Below are 20,727 nucleotides of genomic sequence, written 5' to 3'. Positions count from 1 at the left end.
CGGTCGTTCACGGCAACTCCCAAAGGCGACAAAATGATAGAAACAGAGCGTCTTCTGTTGCGGCATCCCAGCGCGGTTGATCTCCCTGCTTGGACCGTGTTTCTCTCCGACGCTGAGGTCACTAGATTCATCGGCGGCCCGCAAGATGCTACAGGTGCGTGGCGCAATCTATGCCTTTTCGCAGGGGCTTGGAGCGTTCAGGGGTATAGCAATTTCTCGGTAATCGAGAAGGCGACGGGTCGTTGGATAGGCCGCGCGGGCGCGTGGTTCCCTCCCGGATGGGTAGGCCCTGAGATTGGCTGGGCGTTCAGTCGCGACGTTTGGGGCAAAGGATACGCCACTGAGGCGGCAACTCGCTGCTTAATTTGGGCGTTTGAAGAGCTTGGTTGGATGGAAGCAGTCCACATCTTTCATCCTGAAAATTATGCCTCCATCGCCGTCGCAAAAAGAATCGGTGCAATCCCTCGGGTATCTGAAAACGCCCAAAAAAATCTCGTCTATGTCACCACAAGGGAAGGCTGGTCTCCCAAAGACAGAGCGACAACGGGATAACGAAAGCTGATGTCCGCAGAGGGCCGACTGCAGACGAACGTCTCGACAGCAATGCGCCGTACGCGGACGTTCAATCCACGAGGCCGTCGATCAACGTTACGATCGCCTCCTCGTAGTCCGACCTCTTCCGGCCCCTATCAATTTCGAGTGCCGCCCGGTCGAACGCGGCCGAAAGAAGGACCGTCAGTGGGTCGACGAGGCCCAGCGACCCTGAAGTTGCCAAGAGTGCCGAGAGCCCGCTCCTGAGAGTGCTCTCGACCTGATCCTCGTTGACGAGAGCCGGAGCCTGCAGCAGCAGAAGCCTGGTCCGCCCTGGCACGGCCATCGCGTCGAAGTATGCGGCCGCCCCAGCGAGGATTGCATCACGCGCAGAGGACGTTGCCGACGAGCGCTTCTCTATTTCGGAAGCTACGGCAGCGCCTTCCCTTTCGACCACTGCGGTGAACAGCGCCTTCTTGTCCGGGAAGTGGTGGTAGAGTGCGCCGCGCGTCACGTTCGCTGCAGCGACGATATTCGGAGTCGCGGTTTCGGCATAGCCTCTATCCACGAAGACGGCTCTGGCGGCATCCAGCAGTGCTGTCCGAGTGGCATCTGTCCGTTCTCGATTGTTGCGTGCCATCGGCATTCCTTTACATACAGGCAGAATGTTTCTATAAACATGCAGATTGAATGTAATTGATGTTGATCAGGAGCGAAAGCCATGAAGACAACGAGCTACTACCCGGTCATTATGACGGACGACGTCGCCGCGACAGCAGCCTTCTACATCGAACACTTTGGCTTCGAAGCGCAGTTTTCAGCAGATTGGTATGTTCATCTGCAGTCCAAAGACAGCGAACATGTGGCCCTGGCTGTGCTCGACGGCAGTCACAGCACGATCCCAGAAGGGGCTCGAGGCAAAGCGTCGGGGTTGCTACTCAATTTCGAGGTTGAGGACGTAGACGGATCATATCAGAGGCTGTTGAAAGCGGGCCTGCCCATCCGTCTTGAGCTTCGGGATGAGGAATTTGGCCAGAGGCATTTTATAACAGCCGACCCGAATGGGGTCCTTATCGATATCATCAAGCCGATCCCCCCGAGCGACCAGTACGCGGAGATGTACGAGGCTGGTTCCCTCCCGCGATAGTTTGAGGTCCCAGCCGACCAAGGGGTGATAGAAGGCCTTGGTACCTTGGCGGCTTCGCGCCAATTGCGGTCATTGCGCCCCGATGGACCGCCCCTATAATCGTTCTACTGCGAGAGGCTGCTGATTTGAAGCTAGTACGGGTATCGAGCGAATCTGAATGGGAGGCGTATCATCAGATTCGACGGCATGTGCTGTTCGATCTGCGCGGATTGTCTGGATACGACGATCACCATCCTGACGACAGAAAGCCGGAGCATCTTCCGCTGATTTTTGTCGATGGCAATGAGTGCGTCGGTGCCGTCCGTCTTGATCTCACTGGGAACGGGAATGGGGTGGTTCGCACGGTTGCAATCGTTGCGGAGCGCCAGCGGCAAGGTATCGGCCGAGCCATGATGACCGCCGTCGAGAGACTAGCCATGGCTCACGAGGCAGTCAGGCTAGAAGCCCACGCAGCGCCCGACGCAGTGGGTTTCTATTACAAAATTGGCTGGGAAATTGTCGATGCACACCGGCCTAATCCTCTTATGGCAAAGCTTTTGAAATGACCGCTTATAGCCGATATTGTTGAAAAACTCAGAGTTTGAGCCTCGGCGACGCTCTGCGCAAGGTTTTCAGGGGTGTGGTGCTCTGACCCGGACGACTGGAAGCTCCAAGCCGCGGGCCATTATGCAGCCATGGCGGCGGTTGGGAGGCGTGAAGGCCTAAGCTTTGCCAGCCTTCTGAGGTTTTGTGCCGTTGCTGCGAGCAGGAATTCATCGCGTGCACCACATGGACCGCGCAGTCTCAACCTGGCCAACCGCAGGATGCGCTTGAGGTGAGCGAAGAGCATCTCGACCTTCTTGCGACGATGCCGTGAACGCTCGTAATCGGGCGTGCCAGCAATGGCTCTGGCGACGTCACGGGCATCCTCATTGAGATCACGGGGTACCTTGCGAGCAACTGCATTCGGGCAGCAGCGCTGTTTGAGTTCGCAAGCGTCGCAGTCCCTCTTGCTGGCCCGATAGAGCCGGGTGCCCTCACTGGTGATGCCGGATCGGGGTGTCGCGTAGGTGCGGCGGAACTGAACCAGCTCCTTGCCCGCCGGGCAGATGTAGCGATCTCCCTCGCCATCCCAATTGAAGTCGGCACGCGAGAAAGTCCCGTCTGTGCGGTTGGACTTGTCGAACACAGGAATGTGCGGCGCGATCTCCTTTTCCTTCACAAGCCAGGCGAGATTGTCAGCGGAGCCGTAGGCACTGTCGGCGACCAGATAACCCGGCTTCAGGCCAAAGCGGTTCTCTGTTCTGTCGATCATGGTGCGTGAAGCGCCAACTTCAGCCTGTCGAATGGACGGGTGGCTTCCACGTCAAGAATGACGCCATGGTCGGTGTCGATCAGATAGTTGGTGGCGTAGGCGAAGAAGGCATGGCCTTTATGAGCACCCGTCCACTGGGCTGCCGGGTCTGACGGGGAAATAAACTTCGGCGTTACCGGCGAAGCCGCACCGAAAGCAGCGTCATCGAGCACCGCCAGATATTCCTGAACGGAGCGGCCTGCATTCTCCTTCGCCTCTTGCGCGTTCCATTCTGCGCCAGATACCGAGCGCTGTTTGTTGGCATCCGCGGCGATCAAGCTGGCATCGACGGCAAAGCCTTCAGCACCGACAAGACCCTGTGCCAGGCAGCGCTCAACCACCGTCTCGAACAGATGCCGAAGGATATCGCTTTGGCGGAAACGTCCATGGCGGTTCTTCGAGAAGCTGGAATGATCGGGCACCTTGCCGTCCAGTCCAAGCCGGCAAAACAAACGATAGGCGAGATTGAGATGAACCTCCTCGCACAGCCGGCGCTCCGACCGGATGCCCATGCTGTAGCCAATGATCAGCATGCGCATCATCAGCTCCGGATCGATCGAGGGTCGACCCGTACTGCTGTAATAGGGCTTCAACTGCGCGCGAACGCCATCGAGGTCCAGGTGGTTGTCGATCCGGCGCAGAAGATGGTCGGCTGGTACGTGCTCATCGAGACTGAAATCGTAAAAGAGCTGCGCCGGAGCCGCCTGAAATCCCATCATCGCCTGATCCCCTGCCAAATCACTCAGAGGATTGAATCACGCGTCCCAAGTGCCTGCAATGACGAGTTTTTCAACAGTATCGGCCAACACCAGTCATTGTGCACCATTGTCTCTCCGGCCAAATGAGGCCGGGGAACGAACCCGCTTCGCGGGAGGGTGCACGCGGCGAGGTAGCGGCAAGGCCTCTGTCGTTGCAGCTCGATTGAGCGCGGTCCGGTTCGGGTGGACCATCTTGGCTCCTTTCAACCCAGAGGAGCCGAACAATGACGCCGATCCTGCCCGATACCCCTGTCAGTCCGCTACGCCAGCGGCTGATCGACGACATGAACATGCGCCACTTCTCAATGGCGACGCAGCGCAACTACATCCGCGACATTGGACGCTTCGCGACGTTCCTCGGGCGATCGCCGGACACGGCGACTGCGGACGAGCTGCGACGCTTCCAGATCGAACAGCACGAGGTCGGCATTCCCGTGCCGACCATGAACAGCATCGTGTCGGCATTGCGCTTCTTCTTCACCCACACGCTCGACCGGCCTGATCTCGCGCGCCGGCTGGTTCGTGTGAACCAGCCCCGCAATCTGCCGGTCGTGTTGAGCCGTGACGAGGTCGCTCGTCTGCTCAACGCGACGACTTGCCTCAAACACCAAGCTGCGCTGTCGGTTGCCTATGGCGCGGGCTTGCGCGTCGCCGAGGTCTCGGCGCTGAAGGTCGCCGATGTCGACAGCGAGCGCATGCTGCTGCGCGTGGAGCGCGGCAAGGGCGGGCGGTATCGCAACGCCATGCTCTCCGCCGATCTGCTCACTCTTCTGCGTCAGTGGTGGATCGTCGGGCGTCATCAGGGTGTGATGCACCGCGACGGCTGGCTGTTCCCGGGGCAGCACCCGTTGAAGCCGATCAGCACCCGGCAGCTCCATCGCATCGTCGTCGAGGCTGCCCAGGCCGCAGATATCGCCAAGCGAGTCGGCCCGCACACGTTGCGCCACAGCTTCGCCACCCACCTTCTGGAGGACGGCACCGATATCAGGGTCATCCAGGTCCTGCTCGGACACGCCAAGCTCAACAATACGGCCCTTTACGCAAAGGTGGCGACCCGAACGGTACGTTCCGTGATCAGTCCACTCGACAAGCTTGGCCTCTTCAAGATGGAAGAGATATCGCCCGACGGCTGAGCCGTGCACGCCTCGATCGAGGTCGCCGACATCTTCCGCGCTGCCGGGCCCGCCTACCGGGGCGCCCGTGAAGGGCACCTCAGCCTCGCCCAGCTCAAGGTCATGTCTGCGATCGAACACTGCCGCACCGCAGCCCTTGGCGGTCACCTCGAGGCCTGCGAGGATTGCGGCCAATGGCGGATCGCCTACAACTCCTGCCGCAACCGGCACTGTCCGAAGTGCCAGGGTGCTGCCGCGCGCACCTGGCTTGCCGAGCGGGAGGCCGACCTCTTGCCGGTCGGCTATTTCCATGTCGTCTTCACGCTGCCCGCCGAGGTGGCCGACGTCGCGTTCCACAACAAGGCGCTGGTCTACGACCTGCTGTTCAAGGCCGCATCGGAGACAATGCTGACGATCGCCGCCGATCCGAAACACCTTGGCGCCCGCATCGGCATCACCGCCGTGCTCCACACCTGGGGCTCGGCGATGACGCACCATCCCCACGTGCACATGATCGTGCCCGGCGGCGGCATTGCCCTCGACGGGAACCGATGGATATCGTCGCGCCCTGCGTTCCTTCTGCCGGTGCGCGTGCTTGGCAAGCTGTTCCGCCGCCTGTTCCTCGCGCGTCTGCTCGCGCTGCACGACGCCGGCCGGCTCGCCTTCTTCGGAACGGCGGCACATCTGACCGACCGCCGGGCATTCGTGCGGCACCTGTCACCGGTGCGCAAGAAGCACTGGGTGGTTTACGCCAAGCCACCCTTCGCGGGACCAGAAGCGGTACTCGCCTATCTGTCGCGCTATACGCACAGGGTCGCAATCTCGAACACTCGCCTCATCCGCTTCGACCGGAGCGGCGTCACCTTCCGCTACAAGGACTACCGCCGCGATGGCGCGGGCCGGCAGCAGATCATGACGCTTGCCACCACGAGTTCATTCGCCGCTTCCTGCTCCATATTCTGCCAAAGGGCTTCCATCGCATTCGTCACTACGGCTTGCTCGCCGGCGCCGCCCGCAAGGACAGTCTCGCACGCGCTCGCGAACTCCTGAACGTCGCTGCGCCGCCCGATCACGATGCAGCGGACGAACTGGCTGACGTTCGCCCGCCATGTCCCTGCTGTGGCGGACGCATGATCATCATCGAGGTATTCGAACGCTGGAGGCAGCCGCGCGGACCACCAGACAGGACGACGACGAACCGGGAGACCACCCCATGACCCGGCATGGTTCGATTCACTCTCCAGCCAAAGGCCCCCAGCCTCCGGTGCCAAACCCACGTGCGTCCATGGTGATTATCGATGCCAAAAGCGCCGTGTCCGGCCGGGAGCCGAACCGACAATACCGCCTGATCGAGCGACGCAGCGGTCCGTCCGCACCAATCCCAGCGATAACCGACAGCGGTTACGGCATCCCGAACAGCAGCCAAAAACCGAAATCCCCATAACCATCACCCGTGGCCCGCGGGTTCCTTCCTCGGCGACTTTCGTACGCCCGTCGGCGCCCGAAACTCTTCACGCAATCGGATAGTCAGCTTTCAAGTTGGACGGGTTTGAAAGCAGACCAGCGCGTTTGGTGTGGTAAAGTTAGCTTCGCGCCTCGGAGTGCCTTGCGTCCGAAACCAACCATTCAGCCACGATCAGCCCGTGAGGCGCGCACGAAACAACGTGGAGCCGTCCGTCAGGCGCGACCTGGAGATATCCCGCAATCCAGCCTCGGTCATCCACGCACGATACTGACCTTCAGTGTACGATTCGCCGTGGCGATAGAGGTTCAAGAAGGTGAGATTCAGAAAGACACCCTCAGGCGGGCCAAGGCGGTCGTCATCGACAACACCCCACCCCGCAATTGCGATCTCGCCTCCGGGTGTGAGGCAACGCGCCGCGTTCAGGATCGAACTGCGCGCCTGGTCCGGCGGAAGGACCTGGACGACGGCCTTCAGGATCGCCAGATCGTGCCGACCGTTCGATGGCGCGACAGTTATGTCCCCCTCTTCGACAACCACGTCGTTGGCACCGTATTCTGACAGGATATCTGGCGCGACCGCTGCGACCGTTGGGAGTTCCATCAGCGTCGCCGCAATCTGCGGCCGCCGCTCGCGAAGGCCAACGAGAATGGTCCCGGGCCCCCCACCGATGTCGATCACCGAACCGATCGCCGAGAGGTCTATCTCCTGGGCCAGATGTCGGCCGAAAATCACCCCACCCGGTGCGAGCATGCGGCTGAACGCCGCCGCGGCCTCAGGCCCCGCTTCGGAAAAGTCGTGCAGCGCAGCCGGCCGGTTCTGTCGCAGCGACTCTGCGGTTAGCAGGTCGGCTCCCCAGAGCTCGCGCAGGAGCGCATGATCGCCGCCGCGATAGGTCGGCTTGGACGCGTCGAGGAAGGCGGACGCTTCGGCTCCGTTGCGAAATTGGCCATCCTTGACTTCGAGGAGACCGATGCTGGCGAGCGCGTAGAGGAGCCGCGACAGACGGTCGGGCTCGACTTTGAGCACGGCCCCAAGGCTGTCAGCAGTCACCGCGCTGCCACCAAGTTGGGTGAAGATGCCAAGGTCTAGCCCGGCGCGAAGCGCCAAGGCGGGGGGCACCGCTGCGATCAGGTTGTCGATCCGATCAGAATCCACCATGTCACGTCCCCTTCCGCGATCCAGGACCGACTTCGAAGCAGCTCCCATAAAATTAGAACCTCCGTTCTCCGGAAAGTGAAGACAAAATCATTGTTTCGAGCGACCGACACGATGACGTAACGGATAATCTTAGCAAAGCTGAACGAACGTCGGCTTCTGAGAATGTCTATCGCCGCCTTCGAACGGCCGACAAGGCGCGAAGCCGACACTATATTTAGCTGAGTGATTGGCCGCTTTGGGCCGACAGTTGGCAAGTGCTTTGAACGGAACTAGGTGCGCCAGATCATCGATGTCGCGGCACGCGCCGCGACATCGAAACCCTCGTCAGAGCCGGTCAAGAAACAATAGAAGTTTGTCGTCTGCCTTGAACCGCTGGTAGGGTCGATCATTGAATGGATCGACTTTCGCGATTGCCGCCTCTTTGATTGCCAGATGGGCATGTAGATACGGCTGCGTTGATCGCGTGAATTCATGGCCAAGCCAGAGCGAGATCACCGTGCTATCCACGCCGGCGTCGAGCAACTCCATTGCCACGCTGTGCCTGAGTACATGCGGTGAAACGCGCTTCGCCTTCAGGGATTGCTCAGACGCCTTCCTAACATCCTTCGCCAACAAATATTGAACTGCATCCGAGCTCATCCGCGACCCATGCACTGTCGGAAAAAGGATGTCGCAACGACCTGCACGTAGCTCGTTGATCCAGATCGTCAACGCAGAGTTCAACATCTTGGTGACTGGCGTGACTCGCTCCTTGCGACCTTTGCCGAAGCACCGAATGCTGGCTGACGTTCCGAGCGTCACCGCGCTGCGATCGCGGCCGACGAGTTCCGAGAGGCGCATGCCGGTCTGCACGGCGGTGAGCAACAAGACGTAATCACGGCGACCTGCCCATGTGCGCCGATCGGGAGATACCAGAATTGCTTCAATCTCGCTGCGGACAAGGAATTGGACCTCGCGCTTCGATCCGATCTTACCGGGGATCGCGAGAACGCGCTGTATCTGCCCGCTATAGGCTGGCTCCTCAAAAGCACGGTAGCGAAAGAAGGCGCGGATGGCCGTGAGGCGAAGATTGTGTGTCGCAGGGCTCGCTTGTCGTTCGCTATCGAGGTCATTCAGGAACGCGACCACCAGATCCGCATCGAAATCCTCGAGCCGGAGGGACGATGGAAATCTTCCGGTTCTGCGGTGCGCAAAACGTAGCAGGAGCTTGAAAGTATCTCGGTAGGAAGCGACCGTATGAGGGCTAACATTGCGCTAACGTATAAGCCGCTGCGTGAAAAAGTGCTCGACAAGGCGAGGAAGTGGACTGCTCATTCGACGACGTCCCATCGTGCGTCAAGCCGGAGGCAAGCTCGAATGTCTCGAAACTTGCGGAAATGGACTTAGGCTAAGGCTAGGCCATGCGCCGCTTCGCCACCCACACCGGTCCGTGGGGCTGCGTTCGACGACGGTCCTCACATTGCAAGCGACTTGCGGGAGGCACACGAACAATCGGGCTCGCATGGGCATTCCACACCGAGGGACTGCCTGCGGCGTTCAGTAGAAGTGTTGGATGAAACACGGGTTCCCCTGAAGCGCTGTTGAGGTCGGGAGTATCATTTAAGTGCGACCAGTCCTATAATCCTGTGAGGTGGGCCGAGCCAATGGACCGCAAGCTTTCCGCCATCCTCGCTGCTGATGTCGTGGGCTATTCCGCGCTGATGGAACGCGACGAGGCTGGCACATTCGAGCGCCTTCGTGCGGGGCGCAAGGAACTATTTGAGCCGGAGATTGCCCGCCATCACGGCCAGATTTTCAAGCTTATGGGCGACGGGATGCTCGCTGAATTTGGCAGCGTGGTGGACGCCGTGGAATGCGCCGTCTCGCTGCAGCGCGGGCTGGCAGAACGGAATGCCGCCGTTCCCGAGGACCAGCGGATTCGGGTCAGGATCGGCATCAATCTCGGCGAGGTGATCGTCGAGGGCGAGGACCGATATGGCGAGGGCGTCAATGTCGCGGCCAGGCTTCAGCAACTGGCAGACCCGGGCGGCATCTGTGTCTCGGCGAAGGTCGCCAGGGAGGTTGAGAAGAAGCTGGCTTTCGGCTTCGAGCCGATGGGCGAGCAGAAGGTGAAGAATATCGCCGAACCGGTGCAGGCCTTCCGCGTCATCTTTGAGGGACAAGCCCCACGCCAACCAGCGCGGTCATCGCCTCCGCGCTGGGTTTGGGCAGCAGCAGCCGTGCCAGTCCTTATTCTGGTTCTGGCCGGAACGGTCTGGCAATTGTGGCCGACTGCGACAGTAAGCGGCAAACCGTCGGTAGCGGTGCTGCCGTTCGATAACTATGGCGGCGACGAGGCGACCGGACGCCTCGCCGATGGCCTCATTGAGGACATAATCACCGATCTGGCGGGGTTCCCTGAATTCCAGGTGATCGCCCGTAACTCGACTGAACAATACCGGGACAAACCCGCCGTGCCGAGTGAAGTGGGTAAGGCGCTTGGCGCAGGATTTGTGGTCGAGGGTTCCATCCAGCGTCAGTCTGACCGCGTAAGAATTACGGCGCAGCTCATCGACGCCAAAACGGGCAAACATCTTTGGTCGCAGCGCTGGGACCGGCCGGACGAGGACTTGTTCGCAATCCAGATCGAAATTTCCGAGCAGATTTCTAACCGCCTCGGCGGCGGCGCAGGTTTGGTCCAGGAGGCGGGCCGCATCACCGCCCACCGGAAGCCGCCCGAGAATCTCAATGCCTACGAACTTTATCTGCTCGGCACCGAAAAACTCGAGCAAGTCAATCAGGCGGATGTCGAGGAGGCCGTCAGGCTGCTCACCCGCGCGGTCGAATTGGACCCTGGCCTTGCCCGTGCCTGGGTCGAACTTAGCCATTCCCACGGGTTCCTGTTCAACTTCGGCGTCGAACCCGAAAATAACCGGGCTCTCTCTACCGACGCTGCCGAGCGCGCCGTCCAGCTCGATCCGAGCGATGCCGAGGCGCATGCTGTTTATGCCATCACTCTAGGTGACAGAGGCGAATTCGAGCGCGCCAAGGCAGAGTTCGACACAGCGCTGCGCCTTGCTCCCGGCCAGTTCGAGGTTCTGACTTTTTACATCGGTTGGGCCTCGACCTTCGGCGAGCCTGAGCGCGGCGCGCAACTGGTCGACAAGGCGGTCAGTCTCAACCCCGCTTTTCCGATGTGGAGCGCCAGGATTTTCACTTACGCCTACTTCATGGCGGGCCGGTATGAGGATGCCCTGCGGATGCTGGACCGCTTGACGCCGGAAAACTATGGAAGGAAACACTGGGTGATGCGTTCTGGCGCGCTTGCGGCTCTTGGCCGAACTGAAGAGGCGAAGGTCTCAGTAACGGACGCACTCAGGCGGTTTCCCAATTTGACGGTCGAGGGATTTGTCAATATTCCCGGATTCAATGAAGCGGAGCGCCAGCGGTTGATCGAAACCATGCGGCTCGCCGCCTTCCCGGACTGCGCCAAGGCGGAAGAGCTCGCGAAGATAAAGAAGCCGCTGCGCCTGCCGGAGTGTGCTTCGCCGTAAAATGGCGGCCACGAATGACAAACGTCTCAAAGGGTCCGAGACGCGACCTTCGTTTCACTGACCGCGAAAGCCCAGATATGGGGCGCAAAGTAGACACTCGGCTCCGGGAAGTGATCTTAGAAATCAATAGGCGCAACAACAATCTCGTGCCGAACGGGTTGTCGATGGTTTGCAAAGTCCCTTGCTACAACTCGATATATCCCAGATCCTAGTGATGAAGTTGCCGAGCCCAGTTTCTGTCCGGTCAGCACGGTCGAGACGTTGATCTTCTTGCGGTAGATGCAGATTTTATCCAGCACACCGACGTCAGAGGCACCATCGAAAAAACTTAAAGGAACAATCGGCTCTGGTTGTGGTTCGCCGTAGGTCTCCAACAAAAGGACGATCCTATGTTTATGCGAGTCGACCAGCTCCAGGCCGAGCTGCCTGCCCCGAAACGGGCCGATCCGAACGCCGCCGCCGCTCTTCAAGAGCTTCTTGGCGGAAAGTATGGCGAGATGTCCACACTCGGAAACTACATGTTCCAGAGTTTCAATTTCCGCTCTAAAGAAAAGCTCCAGCCCTTCTACAGCCTGGTCGCGAGCATCACCGCCGAAGAGCTTGGCCACGTCGAATTGGTCAGCAACGGCGTGGCCATGCTTAACAATGGTCCTGACATCCCTGACGGAGACGCCGGCGACGGCGGCGACATCTCCGGAGCGCCCTTCGAAGATATGAAAGACATCCGTCTGGCAGCGGCCTTCCTTTCGGGCGGCGGCGGTGCGATGCCGGTCAACAGCAACGGCGTGTCCTGGAATAACGACTTCATCACCACGACGGGTAACGTTGTCGTCGACCTGCTTCACAACTTCCACCTGGAATGCGGCGCACGCCTTCATAAGCTGCGTGTCTTCGAGACGCTGAACGATCCGACCGGCCGCGAAGTCTGCGGCTACCTGCTGGTGCGCGGTTCGGTTCATGCCCACGCCTACGCTCTTGCGCTGAAGAAGATCACGGGCGTCGAGATAGAGAAGTTCCTACCGTGCCCGAACATTCCGCTGGCCAACATTCCAGAATGCCAGAAGTACCTTGACGAGGGATCGCATCGCCGCCTCTACACCTGGAGCCCCAAGGACTATAAGGAGATAGCCGGCATCTGGAGCAATGACGAAGTCGCGCTCCCTGGCGATCCGCCCGGCGAGCTCGAAGTTGTTGAAGGCATGCCGGAAGGCGGTAAGATCCAGCAGTTCGTAGGAGTGCCATCAGCCTTCACCCCGGACTACGCGCCGGAGGAGATGTTCGAGATCGCTGAGAAGCTGTACAAGAAGTCTCGTTAAACGATCTAGGCTTCCCGGTGTGGCACATCGGACATTGATGTCCGCGAGGGGGTGGTCGTGCCTTCGCGGACCGCCGATTGGTCACGTTGAGTGAGTAAGCAAGAAAGCCAAACGAGCGTCAAAACTGCATCCGAAACACCACCCCGGAAGAGGATGCCGTGAACCTTTTGGAAAGCATTCATGGCGACGCGGAGCCAACAGCTTCTACAAGCGCTGACCCGTCGCTAACATCCCGGCAGGAAGTGGAACGTTTAACAGTAATCCAGCATCGGAACGTCGCCCCCTCCGACCGCGACCCGATCCCTACAGGAAAGGGTGGCGTATCTACACAGATCACGACCCCGAGCGGCAACGAGAAATGACGCTTTCCGGTGGTGACTACGAGGTAAAACCCAAAATTGATGGTCAAGGTTATTCATGTGCGGCGATCATCGATGGCGAGCTTTTTGAGAAGGTCCGTCAGCTTGAAGGCAATAGCGAACAGTGGCACGGAGCCGGCCCACTTCGTGGAATGGACGTGAACCCCGCCTCGGGAGTGTCGATTTGGAAGCTAGCTACCCGAGGGGTGCAGAAGCCTCGTAAAGAGCTTTGCGTTCCTGATCGCATTGCCATCACGGTCGTTGTTGAAGTATGCCCAAACTCTTTTCGCGCCGCTTTGGCTTACGCGGTCGGTCCATACTCTAAGCTCTGCTTCACTGTAGTCGTGACGATACCAACGCGTCGTCCCGTGGAAACGAATGTAGATATCATCGGCAGTCCTTACCAGCTCGTCTGGAAGGCGGGGACCACTGCAAGAGCAAAATATCGCGCCGGCGGCTTGAAACGCTTTGAAGGTATCGTCGTTCCACCAACTCTTGTGCCGGAATTCAACCACGTTGCGTCGGCGCTCATCGAGTTGGCTTAAGATCAATTGTAAGGTTTCCGGGCTGAAGCGGACGCTTGGCGGGAGCTGAAAGAGAAAGCATCCCATTTGGTCCCCAAGAAGATCGCCGATGTAACCGAAATCTTTAATGAGGGTGCCCGTGTTCTCAAACCGCTTGATATGGGTGATGAGCTCGCACACCTTGATCGTATAAATGAAGTCGCTCTTCGCCTGACGCAGCCAGGTTTTGACCGTCCCAATGGTCGGCCAGGAGTAAAAGGGAGCGTTCAACTCAACAGACTTGAATTGTTGTTCATACAGCGAAAACCACTCGCTGGAAGGAACGTCTGCTGGATAGAACTGGCCTTTCCAATGCCAATAATACCAACCCGAACAACCAATATGGACAGCATTCGATGGCCCGCCGGCGGGTCTTACTGCCGCTTTGTGCTCATTCGCGATCCGGACTTGATGCATTTTCACTGCGCGATCGATATTCGCTAGCCGCTGTTTTTCTCGGCGCTCCGCGCGGCGCGCCCGTCGTCTCTCGATATCGTCCAATATCATTTCCGCCAAGCTCATCCCCTTGGTCGACTTGGTTGGGTCCTTCAGCACCTAAATCCTGTCGTACGGTGGCATCGGCCGATCCGCTAGCGAGTCAGAGCCCGCGAATGCTCTGGCCATCTCACTTCGAATTTTTATGGCTCTGTTCGCCAGCTTTGGCATGCGGCTCGTATGAATAGCCGTGCTGCCGGTCGAACTCGAGCTGTTGTCGAAGCACTTTTGCTGCCGCCAGACTTCGAGCCGGCTTTGCTTGTCTGTGGTCCGCTTGTAGGTGGCATTTTGAGCTCCTTTATGAAAAGGAAATGCTCTCTGCTCCTCAACCTCGATTTGGCGCAACTGTTCCCATTTAACGAAAGAAAGGTTCGAAAAGGCGCCGAGTTCTCCCTGGCGTGTGGGTCTGCTCCGGATAGTAAATGCGGCCAGCGGGGACGGCGAAAAGCGCCAGGATCGGAGCTGCGATCGAAGGGGCCGGCGAGCAGCAAGCAATGAGCCAGACGCCAGATGAGAAAGAGCGATTGATGCCGTTTGAATGCTTGGCGTCTGCATCAGCGGCAACCCGCAAGCTCCGGCCGACAGTCAGAAGCCAAAGTCATCGAGCTGAGTAGCCGAAAGATTCCATCGGAGTCCGCGACCGGCTACCGCGACAGCATCGCGGACGTTCTGGCCGTTCGAAAGCCGATTTTTAGCAGGACACGCTGTGGCAGCAGCTCTCGCTGGCCTTGGGAGGCGTACTCACCGCGAGCGCCCCGTCCGGAGGGCTACCCGTTCGGCCGCTTGATGGTACAGATCCATCGCGTGGAAACCGAAGGACACGGCATCCCACAGGAACAAAGCCGGATTTTGATCGTCGGCATGCGCGCAGACGCTATAGCCGCATTTCCGGCCTTCCCGAGTGCGGACGAATGACGCGATCAACGATCTTGGCAGCAACAGGTGGAAAGATGGGCAAGATAGGATCGAAGCGCGACGGAACCACGTCGTCATCCGGGATGGCGCAAGCCCGATGCCTGACCGATGACCGGCGGAACGGTATTTCCAATCTGGCGGGACGGAATCCTTGCCGTCGGTGAAAATTCCAACAGCCGGGGAATCCTTGCAGACGAGCGTGCATGCCGATCCGGCTGCTCTGGAGGGTAGTCCTTCGATTATGGATCGCTGCTGAAGCTACCACACGGCGCCGGTCCGGCGGACGGCCGCATCTTCGTGGAGGCCCGGGAGCGGGTAGGCGAGCTCGAGAGGGCAAGCTAGTGCTATTTGTCACGAACGGTTGAGCGCGGAGCCTTTGCGACTCATCGAATCACCGTTCAGGAAAACACACCCCTGGCTCGACGACTAACGCAACCTCCAGCGAACGTCCTTCTGCCCGTATGACCGTGGGGCCGGTCCTCTTCTCCGCGCCTCTGGGGTCTTGGGTGGCCATCGTGGCTACAAAGCTGAACTCGATGTGACCGACGATGGCGCCGTCCTCGATTATCAAGTTAACTTTAGGAACGCCCGCTCCTTCCGATAACGTCTTGTTGTATACGTTCCAACGCTTCTGCTAAAGGTTGATATACGACACGAGTTGCGTCAGAAATCTCCGCTGACAGAAGACCGTTTTGACAGGGTCGATCATCGTCCCATCCGGAATGGTTTACGATGGGGTACAAGCATATACCTTCGATCGGGACCCCGGCATCCATCGCAGCAACGACCTCGCTATAAACATACATGATCCAACCAGGTCTCCTTTCAGCTTCGATACCGGTTTCGGCAACGAATATCGGCTTGCCATATCTGGCATAGGTTTCGATCAGAATGGTCCTAAATGGTTTGTAAAGCGCGTTGGTTTCGTCGATCGGTGAACCACCGTGGATCCACTGATTGTTGTGATAGTAGTTCACCCCAACGATATCGAGATAGCGATCTGCACCGCCGATTTGGGGCCATAGCCTTCCACCTAGTAAATCCCACCCCTGGAACTGCGACTGGCGATGTCCCTCGGCAAGTTGCCTCTCCCAGGGTCGCGACGGATCTAGGATGACGTTGATAACGGGATCGCAGTGCACAAAACGTGCCCGGGGATCGACCAGAAGGATGGCATCCATGGCGGCGATAGAAGCGCGCGCGAGCTGGACTTTCAATTCGAAGCCGCGTCCGTTTGCAAAAGGGTTCAGGTAGCCGACGTCTCCTCCACCCCACGACAAAAACGAGATCTCGTTTACGGGACAATAGAACGGAACCTCGCTCGTGTTTTCCCGCACCACTGCTGCCACAGCACCCGCAAAATTTGCAAGCCGAGGCGCAAAATCCCGCCCCCAAATATCGATATCGTCTGGCCAGCCATAGTGCAAAAGGTCCCAGATGACCTGAACGCCCACCTCTTTCGCTGCTTCGAGCATCGGAAGAAAGCTAGACCAATCATAGCGGCCAGATGACGGCTCTATAAGATGCCAGCGGAGGCCGTCGCGCACGGTTTCGATCCGGTGCGCTTTCAGTTGATCGTAGTCCTGTCGCGCATGCGAGTCGTGGCCAGTAGAGGCGAGGACATCGAGACGCGTCCCAGCAGTTTCGCCCTCGCCTGGACGGAGGCGGTGCGTTGAACACTCGAAACCACCCTGAATGAAGGATTTGAACAAACCAGATGGCCCGGCTCGCGCTCGATCTTTGAGAACATCCAGAAAAAGACCTTCCCATCGCGGCACGATAGTAGCGGCGCTGTAGTCGTTTTCAACTTTTGACATCAAGGCCTTGCCCAGCCGGGCACGCAGTTCGGCTGACATGATCAGCTTCATCATGGCCTGAGCGACAGCGGCGGGATCGTTGTAGGGCACGAAGAGACCCGAAGTCCCCTCCTCGACCTGCTGGAGCGCCCCGTTATCAGGCGTCGCGATTACGGGCAGACCTGCTGCACCCGCCTCCGCCAGAACGTGCGGCATCCCCTCGTCGCGCGAGAGCCAGGTAAAAATATCGAAGGCTGACAGAAGGTTGGGAACATCCTTTCGATCTCCGAGAAAGGAAAGCACGCCACCCAATCCCCGCTGAGCAGCAAGCGAATGCAACTGTATCGCATATTCCGGGTGGAACGCGTCGGCCCCCCCTACAATCACAAAACGCGCAGACGCAACGTCCTTGTGCACAATCGCCGCAGCTTCTATGAAGTCTTCGACGTTCTTCTTTGGATCAAGCCGTCCGACCCAGCCGACAAGGACCGAATCCTCGGCCAAGCCGAGTGACGAACGGGTTTCGGCACGCCGGGTGACGTCAAATTCCGAGAAATCGACCATCGACGGGATTTCAAGAGCACTTAATTCACGACCGGGCATCACGGAGGCTGCGGCATCGCGGATTGATCGACAGACGCCGACGTAGCGACTTGTGAAGTGCTTCGGCCCCGCAAGCGCCTCCGACACCAGCCCGCCATGTTCAATCAGCGGCGGGCGGAGGTGGATACGTTCAAGCGCCGGGTAAATATCGGCGACATTCTGACAGGAGACCACGACGTCATAGCCTGGGATCTTCGTTGCCAGATAGGTTATCGTATCCTTGAACGACAATGTGTAAGGGGTCGTATCGACATCCACGCCCAACGCCGTTAACTGCTCGTGTGTCTGATCGGGCATGCTCGGTTTGTGGAAACATGCCACGACGTCAATGCGATAGCGGTTTCGATCGAGATTTCGGGCAAGGAGCCGCACTTCCGTCTCTTCACCGCCAACGACTAACCATGCGAATACGAAAAGGATTCGGACTGGTTGTTTGCGCGAGCTCATTCCTGAACCTTAAAAACAATCTGCAGGAATTCCGGCCGGTTCGTAACGAGATCGGCCAAGAATTGCGGCGCATCATCAAATGGAACGACGTGCGTGATCATGTGGTCCCGGATAGCAGAGCCGTGGCTCCGCATAAGGCCAACTGTCTCTTCGGCAAGCCGACATCGGTCCCACGACGCCCCCAATCCGCGCGGCACACGATTGATTTGTGCACACCTGATGTTGAGACCATTGTGGTGAAACTCTTCGCCAAGCCGCAATGCCTGGGCTCCACCTTGGTAAAAGGCGAGATCGATGACTGTTCCCTGCGGGCGCAACGTTTTGAGCGCAGTATGCAAGCTGGTCGCCTGCGCACGCGTCTGGAACACTACATCGGCACCGCGGTCTCTGCCGCCGTTGTGCCAACGCGCCTTCACGTACTGCCACACTAGTTCCTCCTCCATCGCGGCGAGGCCAAGATCGTGCGCCCTGTTCTGACGGAATTGCGACGGGTCGGCGACAATGACGTTGGAAGCTCCGCACTTCTGCGCAAACAGCGCAGTCATCAGACCCACCGTTCCCGCACCCAGGACAACGACGTTGCGTCCCTCAATGCCAGCGCCCAGGTAGGGCACGCTGCTTCCGAACGCCTCTGAATCGGCATGCAAAATTCCATTAGCCGCGATCGGTCCCATCTGAGCGACGAACACTCCAAGCACGGGATCGATATCGATGGGAAGCGGCACCAGCAAGTCATAGCAGGGGTCTGCAGTGTGACCGCTCTTATGCGCAAAAGTCGTCGCGACAACATCGCCATTCGCGAAGCCGGCAGCCCGTGTCTCCGAAACGCGCGCCACCTCCATGTAGCCCAGAAAGGGAACTGGATAGTGAAGGTCAGCCTCGCCTTCCACAAATACGCCTCTCTCCCCATCGAACCTCGAACGGAAGTAGGGGTTGGTATTTTTCATGAACGTGAGTTCGGTACCTGCTGAAAATCCGCTATACAGCGTCTCCAACCGGATATGGCCGTCGGCGGGCGGGCCCTCTTCGTATTCCAAAAAGAATGCTTTCCCAGCACGTTCTATGCCCAGCGAACGAATTCGCCGATGGCCGGGGGGCGGGCTCTGCGGCTCCTCTTTACGGGATTGATGCTGAAGAGGAGCCATTGGCCTGCGCTCGAAGACAGGAGGATCGAGTTTTACGGGTTCGTCTTGTCGGGCTGAGGCTGCGACAGCCAGCGCGATGCGATGCGTTGCGAGCGCGTCCGAGTAGGCACAGCGAATGTGGTTTTCTTGCCCGCGCACGGCGTCGACAAAGTCGCGATCCTCGCGCCAGACGGGATCGCCTTCGGCTTGACGCACCGGACGTCCTGCTCCGACATCGACCATGATGTCATGATCTGTCAATTCGATCGCAAGACGATCGGCGAAGATGTTGAGCCCGACCCTATGGTTCCAGCCGAGAAGGCAGGTCGACGAAATGTTGGCGATGACACCGGACTCGAAGGTCATTGTCGCAGTCGCAACTGCGGGCACATCGAGGCCAGGAAATTCTGACCGATCTTTAAAGCCAACACGACCATATACGTCCGTTACTTCGCCAATGAGGTAACGCGCCAAGTCAATGATATGAGTGGTCTGCTCGATCATCTGCCCACCTGATCGATCAATCTTCCACCACCATTGGGGTGGAGGCGTCTGGTCCAACCAGTAGCCGGAGAGAAGTTGCGCCGGGTTTTCCACCAACAACCGGCGGGCCTCCTCTACAGTATCGAGATACCGCCAGTGATAGCCCACGGCCGTGATTAATTTCGCTCCCGTAATCATGGCTGCAAGTTCTTCAGCTAGGGCCAAATCGAGAGTGATAGGCTTCTCGACAAAGAACGGGACGCCGCGTCGGATCAGCTCCCTTTCCGCGTCGCCGTGCGCAAAGGGAGGTATGCAAATATAAACTGCATCGAGCGCTTCGTCGTCCAGCATTGCCTGGTGGCTGGTGAACGCCTTCGCACCAAAGCGCGATGCAGCTTCGCTTGCGCGACCTAAATCAGGATCCGCAAAAGCGACGAGCGCCACATCGTCAAATCCGGTAAGAATGTCGAGATGGCGGCGCGCGATTCCTCCGACGCCGATGAAGCCAATCCGTGTCTTCTCCATGAAAGGATGTCCTCTTTCGACTTCTGTTTTGGCGGGGAGAAACCGTTGGTAGACGGCAACCGTTTCGGTGGCCATCCGATCCGCTGAAAAGGCGCTGTGAAATCGATCCATGCCAGACTGACCTATTGACCTGGCGCGAATGGGGTCAGAGAGCGCGTCGATCAAAACATCAGCTAAGGAGGAGGGATTTTCTGTCTCAGCCAAGAATGGGTGATCTTCGCCAAGGGCTTCGATGGTCCCCCCAATTCGGGTTGCGACGACCGTCAGGCCTACAGACATTGCTTCGAGTACCGCCAACGGCAGGCCCTCAAAGCGCGAGGGCAGGACAAAGAGGTCGGCATTCATCATGAGGTTGGCAACGTCGTTTCGGTGTCCTAGAAACTGGACATGATCGCGAAGTGCCAGTCCGTCGACCAGATCTTGGATAGCATTCATTTCCTCGCCCTCCCCCACCAGAAGAAGCAAGGCGGTGGGATGGGCTGCAACAACGGTTGGCATTGCCCTTACGAGAGCAGCGTGATCCTTCTGTTTTGAAAAGCGCGCCACCGTAAGCAGGGTTGGTCGGGATTGAAGCGCGCGTTCGCCGATGCCGTCTGCGTCGCTTTCCCCCCGCTCCAACGCATATATCCCGTTGCGGACAACCGTCAGCCGAGCCGGATCCACACCATTTCTTTCAAAACTCTTGCGAGATGCCTCGGAAACTACGATATGATGGGCAACTGTCAAAATCGATCTATGATATTGCGCGATTTGCTCGGCATCTGTCAGCAAATATGGCAAATGCTCCGTTCGTATGACGGGAATTCCGCAAACGCATCCTACACGGGCGATCTCGTGTCCCTCCCACCCGATGCCGGCATGGATGTGAAGCAGCGACGCACCTGATGAACACAGCCATTCCTCAAATGCCGCGGGATCATCGGCGTCCTTGATCGCCAAGCCGCGGCAGACGGCGCGGGTCAGCAACGCGGAATTCGGCGGAGCCGCTAGCGTGACTTTGTAGTGTGTTCCAAGCGCCTGCCCGAGCGTAAGCATGTGCTCGCCCATCCCGGACGGCTCGCGGC

12 protein-coding genes and 3 pseudogenes are annotated in these 20,727 nt (G+C 58.8%); 7 read left to right on the top strand and 8 right to left on the bottom strand.

The window, feature by feature from the left end:
* Positions 1-33: 33 nt before the first annotated feature.
* Positions 34-552 carry a GNAT family N-acetyltransferase gene (locus ACZ9DP_RS20185; RefSeq protein WP_476203387.1) on the top strand — a complete coding sequence of 173 codons (519 nt, stop codon included), beginning with the start codon at positions 34-36 and terminating at the stop codon, positions 550-552.
* A 70-nt stretch (positions 553-622) separates the two neighbouring features.
* Here ACZ9DP_RS20185 and ACZ9DP_RS20180 read toward each other — a convergent pair whose 3' ends face one another.
* Positions 623-1,171 (bottom strand): TetR/AcrR family transcriptional regulator, encoded by a 549-nt coding sequence (locus ACZ9DP_RS20180; RefSeq protein ID WP_476203386.1) that lies wholly within the window; start codon positions 1,169-1,171, stop codon positions 623-625.
* An 81-nt stretch (positions 1,172-1,252) separates the two neighbouring features.
* On the opposite strand from ACZ9DP_RS20180, the gene ACZ9DP_RS20175 reads away from it, so the two are divergent.
* Positions 1,253-1,678, top strand: coding sequence for a VOC family protein (locus ACZ9DP_RS20175; protein ID WP_476203385.1), 426 nt, complete (start codon positions 1,253-1,255; stop codon positions 1,676-1,678).
* 125 nt (positions 1,679-1,803) lie between these two features.
* Positions 1,804-2,223 (top strand): GNAT family N-acetyltransferase, encoded by a 420-nt coding sequence (locus tag ACZ9DP_RS20170; protein WP_194729623.1) that lies wholly within the window; start codon positions 1,804-1,806, stop codon positions 2,221-2,223.
* A 119-nt stretch (positions 2,224-2,342) separates the two neighbouring features.
* Here ACZ9DP_RS20170 and ACZ9DP_RS20165 read toward each other — a convergent pair.
* Positions 2,343-3,730, bottom strand: a pseudogene (locus ACZ9DP_RS20165) (transposase).
* A 263-nt stretch (positions 3,731-3,993) separates the two neighbouring features.
* Here ACZ9DP_RS20165 and ACZ9DP_RS20160 point away from each other — a divergent pair.
* Both ACZ9DP_RS20160 and ACZ9DP_RS20155 read left to right on the top strand, forming a co-directional pair.
* Positions 3,994-4,902 (top strand): tyrosine-type recombinase/integrase, encoded by a 909-nt coding sequence (locus ACZ9DP_RS20160; protein WP_476203384.1) that lies wholly within the window; start codon positions 3,994-3,996, stop codon positions 4,900-4,902.
* A 3-nt stretch (positions 4,903-4,905) separates the two neighbouring features.
* A pseudogene (locus tag ACZ9DP_RS20155) lies at positions 4,906-6,098 on the top strand (IS91 family transposase).
* A 419-nt stretch (positions 6,099-6,517) separates the two neighbouring features.
* On the opposite strand, the gene ACZ9DP_RS20150 reads toward ACZ9DP_RS20155, so the two are convergent.
* Entirely contained in the window at positions 6,518-7,504 is a 987-nt protein-coding gene (locus ACZ9DP_RS20150) for a methyltransferase (protein WP_132662313.1), read from the bottom strand.
* Positions 7,505-7,828: 324 nt separating this feature from the next.
* Positions 7,829-8,818: pseudogene (locus ACZ9DP_RS20145) on the bottom strand (tyrosine-type recombinase/integrase).
* A 329-nt stretch (positions 8,819-9,147) separates the two neighbouring features.
* On the opposite strand from ACZ9DP_RS20145, the gene ACZ9DP_RS20140 reads away from it, so the two are divergent.
* The gene (locus tag ACZ9DP_RS20140; protein WP_476203383.1) at positions 9,148-11,037 is read left to right on the top strand and encodes an adenylate/guanylate cyclase domain-containing protein; all 1,890 of its coding nucleotides are present in this window, start codon (positions 9,148-9,150) and stop codon (positions 11,035-11,037) included.
* 116 nt (positions 11,038-11,153) lie between these two features.
* On the opposite strand, the gene ACZ9DP_RS20135 is transcribed toward ACZ9DP_RS20140, so the two are convergent.
* Entirely contained in the window at positions 11,154-11,414 is a 261-nt protein-coding gene (locus ACZ9DP_RS20135; RefSeq protein WP_476203382.1) for a hypothetical protein, read from the bottom strand.
* Between the two features lie 12 nt (positions 11,415-11,426).
* Between ACZ9DP_RS20135 and ACZ9DP_RS20130 the strand changes: the two genes are divergently transcribed.
* A complete protein-coding gene (locus tag ACZ9DP_RS20130; protein WP_476203381.1) occupies positions 11,427-12,353 on the top strand; it encodes a manganese catalase family protein in 927 nt (308 codons plus the stop codon).
* 550 nt (positions 12,354-12,903) lie between these two features.
* On the opposite strand, the gene ACZ9DP_RS20125 is transcribed toward ACZ9DP_RS20130, so the two are convergent.
* From ACZ9DP_RS20125 to ACZ9DP_RS20115, 3 genes are all read right to left on the bottom strand, one after another.
* On the bottom strand, positions 12,904-13,782 hold the full coding sequence (locus ACZ9DP_RS20125) for a DUF72 domain-containing protein (protein ID WP_476205425.1): 879 nt from the start codon (positions 13,780-13,782) through the stop codon (positions 12,904-12,906).
* 1,481 nt (positions 13,783-15,263) lie between these two features.
* Positions 15,264-17,531, bottom strand: a complete 2,268-nt coding sequence (locus ACZ9DP_RS20120) for a glycosyltransferase family 4 protein (protein WP_476203380.1) — start codon at positions 17,529-17,531, stop codon at positions 15,264-15,266.
* Complete coding sequence (locus tag ACZ9DP_RS20115) at positions 17,528-20,698, bottom strand: glycosyltransferase (protein ID WP_476205424.1); 3,171 nt, start codon at positions 20,696-20,698, stop codon at positions 17,528-17,530. Before ACZ9DP_RS20115 ends, ACZ9DP_RS20120 begins: the two co-directional genes overlap by 4 nt.
* Positions 20,699-20,727 lie beyond the last annotated feature (29 nt).

It is taken from the genome of Rhizobium sp. USDA 4016 (genome assembly GCF_056279705.1).
This window is presented reverse-complemented; position numbering and strand designations above follow the sequence as displayed.

Bases quoted from the DNA above. Each gene is read 5' to 3' on its own strand.
- ACZ9DP_RS20185 (WP_476203387.1), top strand. From the start codon at position 34: ATGATAGAAACAGAGCGTCTTCTGTTGCGGCATCCCAGCGCGGTTGAT.
- ACZ9DP_RS20180 (WP_476203386.1), bottom strand. From the start codon at position 1,171: ATGGCACGCAACAATCGAGAACGGACAGATGCCACTCGGACAGCACTG.
- ACZ9DP_RS20175 (WP_476203385.1), top strand. From the start codon at position 1,253: ATGAAGACAACGAGCTACTACCCGGTCATTATGACGGACGACGTCGCC.
- ACZ9DP_RS20160 (WP_476203384.1), top strand. From the start codon at position 3,994: ATGACGCCGATCCTGCCCGATACCCCTGTCAGTCCGCTACGCCAGCGG.
- ACZ9DP_RS20150 (WP_132662313.1), bottom strand. From the start codon at position 7,504: ATGGTGGATTCTGATCGGATCGACAACCTGATCGCAGCGGTGCCCCCC.
- ACZ9DP_RS20140 (WP_476203383.1), top strand. From the start codon at position 9,148: ATGGACCGCAAGCTTTCCGCCATCCTCGCTGCTGATGTCGTGGGCTAT.
- ACZ9DP_RS20130 (WP_476203381.1), top strand. From the start codon at position 11,427: ATGTTTATGCGAGTCGACCAGCTCCAGGCCGAGCTGCCTGCCCCGAAA.
- ACZ9DP_RS20125 (WP_476205425.1), bottom strand. From the start codon at position 13,782: ATGATATTGGACGATATCGAGAGACGACGGGCGCGCCGCGCGGAGCGC.
- ACZ9DP_RS20120 (WP_476203380.1), bottom strand. From the start codon at position 17,531: ATGAGCTCGCGCAAACAACCAGTCCGAATCCTTTTCGTATTCGCATGG.
- ACZ9DP_RS20115 (WP_476205424.1), bottom strand. From the start codon at position 20,698: ATGCTTACGCTCGGGCAGGCGCTTGGAACACACTACAAAGTCACGCTA.